The sequence below is a fragment of the Rhodococcus sp. EPR-157 genome (assembly GCF_001647195.1).
Classification (GTDB): domain Bacteria; phylum Actinomycetota; class Actinomycetes; order Mycobacteriales; family Mycobacteriaceae; genus Rhodococcoides.
The window spans coordinates 1-6046 of sequence record NZ_LVCV01000462.1; the positions used below are offsets into that span (position 1 = coordinate 1).

A 6046-nucleotide genomic window follows, 5' to 3' on the forward strand; every position below is an offset into this window, starting at 1 on the left:
CTCGTATGCGGCGGGCCGGATCTGCTCCCACAGCGCCGGGTGTGCACCGGCGTCATAGGCGGCTTCGAGCAGCCGGACACCTCCCGGTGCCGAACCGCCGCCGCTGCCTCCTCCACCCCGACCAACGACACCAACAAATGCACCAACACCCCGCACCCCTGCGCCACATGCGCCAAATACACCCACGCCACCTTCTGCCGCCGCTCCGACTCGACGGCCAACACAACGTCCTCGCTCGATACACCATTCATGACAAAGCCCTCCAAGGCACCAGGGGCAGATGGTCAGTCCGCCCGATCAACAGAACACTCTGAACCTACCCCGACACACCGACAAAAACAGCACCTGACAAGCACAAACGTCCCCGGCGCACCCGGTGCCGGGGACAGCGGGTGCGCCGGGCGGTAAGTTTTCACGAACGGCCTGAAGAAGACCCCGGAAGTGTCCTGTTCAAGTGATACAAATGCGGTTAAACGTCACGGGCCGACACACGGATATGCACCAACGCGACGTTCGAGAGGATGCTGCACCTATGACCGAGCACGAGCCGTGGCGTCGAAGCAAGACGCCGGCCCCGCTCCCTCCGAATCCCGCGGACGCCCGCACTCTCGGAAAGATCGCGGATCCAGAACTCGCAGCGATCATCCGGGACAACCTGCTCCCCCGGTCGAACGCCGCCGGCGAGACAGCAGCATGGCGCTCCTTCTGGAACACCCTCACATTCGATCCCACACTCAACGCTCGCGCCAACGACATCATCGACGTCTACGTCGAGCAGTCCGCGTCGGCCCTCGACGCCGGCGACCTCGACGACGCCCAGTACAAACGCGCCGCTAAATTTCACGATCTCTGTATCCATGCCCTCGACAGGCTCGACAAGGTCCTTGACGATCCACTTGCCTGGGCAGGCTCGCGGGCAGCGGGATTCAACCCTCGATCGCGTGAGGTCATCAACACACTCGTTCAAGCGATCGCTGAACACCGGCATGACCACGACGACGCCAAGCTGTGGGCAGTTTTGGCTCAGGTGCATTTGGACCCGGGGTCGTCGTAGCCAACGCCAGCTACCCGACGGTCCTTGTGCACGGACCGGACAGTGCATCAAACAGTCCAGTTGTTCCCCAGCGAGCGACCGCGGGCTTCACTGATGGCTGATTGACACAGTCCGCTGTCCAGACGTGACGGACAGGAGGGTGGTCACGGCACCGGAGTCAGACGGGTCTCCTGCTCGGCTGCAGCATAGATCTCGTTCTCTGCGGCCGCGATTATCCCCTCGACGACATCGATCGATAGCCCTGTTGTGGTGGCCACCGCATCGATCTCGTAACCATCGCTGGTCATCTTCAGGGCGTTGACGCACAGGACGGCCATCTCAGCCTCTGCAGAGCTGTGCAGAGGTGCGGACAACGGGTCCGTGTCGGCATCACCTGATACCTGGTCGTCGAGTCGGACCAGTTGAATCATCAGGTGTGTCGTGACCAGCAGTACCAGTGGCGGAGCGGCTGCGGCGAGGGCGGCAACAGTGAAGGACGAGCTGTAGTCCGACATCGAGACGTGCACGATGTTGCCGGCGGTCGAGGCCACGGAACCGAGTATCAGCAGGGACCATGCGAACCAGCGGTGTGAAGCGTTGACGACCAACATGAGCGTGGCGATGATGACCATCCCGTCCAGGACCAGGGGTAGAACCCAACCCAATGCAGGCGGGTAGCCGCTGGCGGTTGCCAGCTGCCACAACGACATTCCGCTCTTGGTGAAGGCACTGACACCGATCACGGCATTGCCGATTACGGCACATCGCTTGATAGTGGACAGGTTGATCATCGGTGTCCTTTGTTTAGAGGGGATCGCTGTAACTGGGCGGGACATCGAGAGCTGTTGGGAGGGACGGCTTTGCAAGTATTCGGTAGTGCCTGCGCGCCAGGTACGTGGCTCCTTCAGTTCTGGAGCAGCCCAGCCGTGCGGGCGACGGCCGACAGGTCAACACGTGGTGCCCATGCAGCCCACACCCGAGTTCGGCCGGACTCGACGATGCGGTCGTCCGGATACAGTCGCCACGGACCGACCCGGCTCATGACTTCTCCGACCAAGACGTCGGCGTGGAAACGAGTGGACACGGTCACGAAGTCGACGAGCGGCCCCCGTTTGTGCAGTGCGGCGACGGGACGAGGTGCCCCTCTGGCGATCGCCACCTGCTGCAGGCCTGTCGAGCTATGCGGTCGGAGAATTGCAACCACGTGTGGGTCCATCCACTGTCGATCCCGCCACTCCTTGCGGACTCCGCGGCCCCTCGGTAAATCGAGGCCTCCCAGGACCGTTCGAGCGTTCGCGAGCGCCTGCTGCTCAATTCTTCGGATCTCGGGGAGGGGAAATTGCAGTTGCTGCAACCGGGCTGCGGGAATCGCTGCCTTTTCGCGAGGGGAGCCACGTAGCCACCGCTGTACCGTGCGGCGAGTGACTCCGAATGCTGCTGCGACATAATCGATATCGACACCTCCGCCGCCGGTTGTACCGTAGCAGGCGGCGAACGCGACTTCGAGCTGCCGCTTGGTCCATCTCGGTTTCGAGGTCATGTGAGCACTCGAACCTCGAAACCGAATCGCCGGGCCAGCCGAGCAGAAAGCTGCGCTCTTTGTGCAGCGGGGTGATCACCGAGCTCCATCGCTCCCTTTCGCATCAAATCCGATTTCACGAAGCGCGAACACACCGTAGCGGGTGAGGGCGACACACCGTCGCCCTGAACTGTCCGATCCGTGGCGGCTAGATGGGGTCGATCGAGATGTTGTCGATGCTCTCGAAGGTCCACCCGTCGACATACTTGTCGCTGGCATAACCGCTGAGCCACTTCGAGAGCTCTTTGTCCCCGCCGCGTTCGTAGGCAGACCACATGGCCTCGACGTCGGACGGCGACATCCCGCCCTGGTCCGGCGGGATCTGGATGGAACGGTCACGAATGTAGAACCCTCCTCCGCCTGCGACACCTTGACGACCCTTGATCTGTACCCGCGCACCATATTTCGTGATCGACTTCCCCTGCTTGCTTTCTCGCACGGATTTGATCGCAGCGCGCCGGCCCTGCTGCGTCGTCGCGGATTGGCGAGATTTGGTCGTGAGCTTGCGCAGTGTGTCGGGCTTGGGTTTGGCAATGCGTTGGCGCCCCTCGGGGGCGACCCACCGTTCGACCGTACGACGCGAGACGCCGAGATCCTGCGCCGCTGCTGCAGTGTTGACCCCGCCGCGAGCGCCCGGACCGTATGCCGCCAGCAGCATCCCGCGCAGGTTCGGATCGGTGCCAGCCTTGCCGGAGACATCAGCTCCATGCCGACCGGTCAACCCCTGGAACAGGGACCTGCGCCTGTGTTCGTCGGCCTCCAGATTGTCCTTGAAGCCAGCATGCTTCTTACCGGCCATCGCTTAGCCCTTTCCGCCCGTCGTACGATCCCAGCTCATGGTCAACGCCTCTTTGCCCTTGTATCGCCCACCGACCAGGAAGTCGAGGTGATCGGCAAGCTGCGCGGAGCCTTCCCACTTGTATTGCCCGAACCCGCGCCCGAGATGCTTGTCCTCGCCAGGCCAGGCCGAGATCGGATCCGGGTCGTTGCTGGTGTACAGCACGGTGTCGTTCGTGATGGCTACCGGCCAGCGGTCGGAGACGGTGCCGATCTTGACGATGCGCCGGGTGATGTTGGCCCGAGCCTTGGCAATGATGTGGTGCCGCCGCTCCGGGGAGAACCCTGCCCGGCCCGCCATGTGAACCGACGAACCCATCTGCCCGATCGTGCGGGTGTAGACACCCTTGAGTAGATCGCGCGCGAGCTGGGCATCGACATCCTCGATATCCAAAGCTGTTCGCGCATCACGGATCCGCGTGTACCACGGATCGAGTACTCGGCCGTGCTCGTTCCACACGTACGCTTCGACAGGGGTCAGGTCGTACCCAAGTTCTTCGGCGATCTGCAGGCTCGGCGTGGTCACCCACAGCAGACCTGGACGGCCACCGAGCGGCAACAACGGATGCGGAATGCGCCAGTCCCCCGCTTCTGGAATTTCCACCCGCCAGTAGCCCGGCAACTTCTTGTCGAACTCGCGGCCGTCCGGATGGTGCGTCGCGGGACCAATTCCCATCTCCAATCCGGCGATGCCGGCAGCATGAGAGCCACCGCGGTCGTACGCGTGAACGTAGGGCATCGACGACTCGTCTGCGGTCGGCCTCCGTGACCAGGAGTAATCGTCTTCGAGAGAGCTGATCGCGGCCGGGCCCACAGGGGTGTGCGGTCCGAACATCCGCTCTCGGTCCTTGAACCGAGTCGAGATCATCAAATCGAAGCCGGTGGACTGAGGGGTGATCACCCACGGCATCTTCAGAGCACTGGAGAACAGCGACAACCGACGTGCCAGGGTGCTCGGCGACGGATGGTCACCGAGAATTGGAATGTCGCGCGGATCTGCATTCATACCGGCCGCTAGAACCACCCACACTCCGCGGCTCTCACCATCGGTGCGCCACACACGCGTCCATGCACCGAGTCGATCCCCGGGCTTACCGAGAGCCCATCCATCGCCGAGCGCATCAGTGACGAACGCAGTGCCGGCCGTGGCCTCTCCGACGTCCTTACGTCGCTGCGATGGATCCTCGCTCAGCTTGCTCAGATCGACACCGAACTTCTCGGTCATCGCTGCAGTCACCCAGACCTGCCCGGGTTCGCTCTGCCACGACGACGTCTGCGTCCCCAACCGGAGCTCCCGCACCAGGTCTGCGACATGCCCGACATGGGACATCTGCTGCGGCAGGTCGATTCGATGTCCGTCCGGCATCCAAATTCCGTCGACGTCGAGCACCGCGGCGGGCGCAGCGAACGTATCGACCGTGATCTTGGCAGGAGTACGCCTCGGCCGAGTGGTCTCAAGAGGCTGCGCGGGCTGGTCGAGAACCGCACCGCTCGAATCGGATACATGCTCGGACGTCTCCACCGGCAGCGAGGTGGTGACAGACTGCGGCGTGGGTGGCGGGGTCGACGAGACCACAGTACGACTGATCAGCGCAGCGCGCGAGACAGCCGTGCTCGCCCACCAGCAGGTGACGTGCAGAACGTGTCCGTCGAATCTAACGCCGGACCAGACGCCACACGCCAAGCATGGGACGCTCGGCGAAATATGTTCTGCGACAGCGAAATGCCCATCGGCGTCGGCGTAACTGGTGACCGGAATCTCCTCCTGATCGGAGTCGACGTCCCCGGTGACGTCACCGGGGGAATCGTCAGGATCGCCCTCGGTGTCGAACATGCTGATCTGGCCGTCGTCGGCGTAACTGCCCACCACAATCTCCTCCTGACCGGAGTCATTAGATGTCGTCTCAAGGCCATCGGCGCGAGAGCTGTCCGTTGTCGGTCGATCGGCGCCGTTCGAGACGGAGAACAATGTCGCCAGATCGCGTACCGCGGCCGAGGATCCGTTGACGTCCCCGGTGACGTCATCAGGGGAATCGTCAGGATCGCCCTCGGTGTCGAACACGCCGATCTGGCCGTCGTCGGGCCCGTCGCCGAGAATCGCCCACAAGCGAAGCGCCGTCATCCGCTGACGACGTTCCTCGCAATGGATGGTGCGTTGGACGGTGTAGCGCGGAGTCTTGCCTGCACGTTCCTCGGCCATCAGAACACCTTCGTCGTAGAGCGCACGAAGAGCAGTGCCGCGATCGATCTGCGGGGCATCGGACATCGTTGATGCCGCCGCCTTCAGAACCTGCTCCAGCGCAGTCGATTCAACCAGCAGCTGCGCTTCCCCGTCGCGCGGACCGGGATCTGTGAGCACGTACCCCAACCTGATCCCGCGTGCATCTTCGCGGTACTTCTTCACATCTTGGTAGTCCGAGACCAACGTTCGTCTCCACCCCAGCCGCCCGGCGAGCGGGCGGGCAGGGGCTTCCCCGGTACGCACGTCGTCGACGTATGCCAGCCCGGTCCGAAGCGCATGAGCAAGGAGCTCGCGCACCCGCGCACCCGTGCGAGACGGAAGATCGGGGTCGGCTGCGGCGATGACTGCGTCGTGT

4 protein-coding genes and 2 pseudogenes are annotated in these 6046 nt (G+C 63.3%); 1 reads left to right on the top strand and 5 read right to left on the bottom strand.

Features of this window, described 5'->3' with window-relative positions; translation table 11 throughout:
• Positions 1–251 (bottom strand): annotated as a pseudogene (locus tag A2J03_RS31770) (hypothetical protein); the annotation flags it as partial.
• Between the two features lie 281 nt (positions 252–532).
• On the opposite strand from A2J03_RS31770, the gene A2J03_RS21410 reads away from it, so the two are divergent.
• Positions 533–1054 carry a hypothetical protein gene (locus A2J03_RS21410; RefSeq protein WP_068378036.1) on the top strand — a complete coding sequence of 174 codons (522 nt, stop codon included), beginning with the start codon at positions 533–535 and terminating at the stop codon, positions 1052–1054.
• Positions 1055–1197: 143 nt separating this feature from the next.
• Here the strand turns inward: A2J03_RS21410 and A2J03_RS21415 are convergent, their stop codons facing one another.
• The 4 genes and pseudogenes from A2J03_RS21415 to A2J03_RS31250 all read right to left on the bottom strand — a co-directional run.
• Complete coding sequence (locus tag A2J03_RS21415; protein WP_068378037.1) at positions 1198–1824, bottom strand: DUF2637 domain-containing protein; 627 nt, start codon at positions 1822–1824, stop codon at positions 1198–1200.
• Between the two features lie 113 nt (positions 1825–1937).
• Positions 1938–2573, bottom strand: coding sequence for a hypothetical protein (locus tag A2J03_RS21420; protein WP_068378039.1), 636 nt, complete (start codon positions 2571–2573; stop codon positions 1938–1940).
• A gap of 187 nt (positions 2574–2760) precedes the next feature.
• A complete protein-coding gene (locus tag A2J03_RS21425; protein ID WP_068378041.1) occupies positions 2761–3411 on the bottom strand; it encodes a terminal protein in 651 nt (216 codons plus the stop codon).
• 3 nt (positions 3412–3414) lie between these two features.
• Positions 3415–6046: pseudogene (locus tag A2J03_RS31250) on the bottom strand (telomere-binding protein); the annotation flags it as partial.

Bases quoted from the DNA above. Each gene is read 5' to 3' on its own strand.
- A2J03_RS21410 (WP_068378036.1), top strand. From the start codon at position 533: ATGACCGAGCACGAGCCGTGGCGTCGAAGCAAGACGCCGGCCCCGCTC.
- A2J03_RS21415 (WP_068378037.1), bottom strand. From the start codon at position 1,824: ATGATCAACCTGTCCACTATCAAGCGATGTGCCGTAATCGGCAATGCC.
- A2J03_RS21420 (WP_068378039.1), bottom strand. From the start codon at position 2,573: ATGACCTCGAAACCGAGATGGACCAAGCGGCAGCTCGAAGTCGCGTTC.
- A2J03_RS21425 (WP_068378041.1), bottom strand. From the start codon at position 3,411: ATGGCCGGTAAGAAGCATGCTGGCTTCAAGGACAATCTGGAGGCCGAC.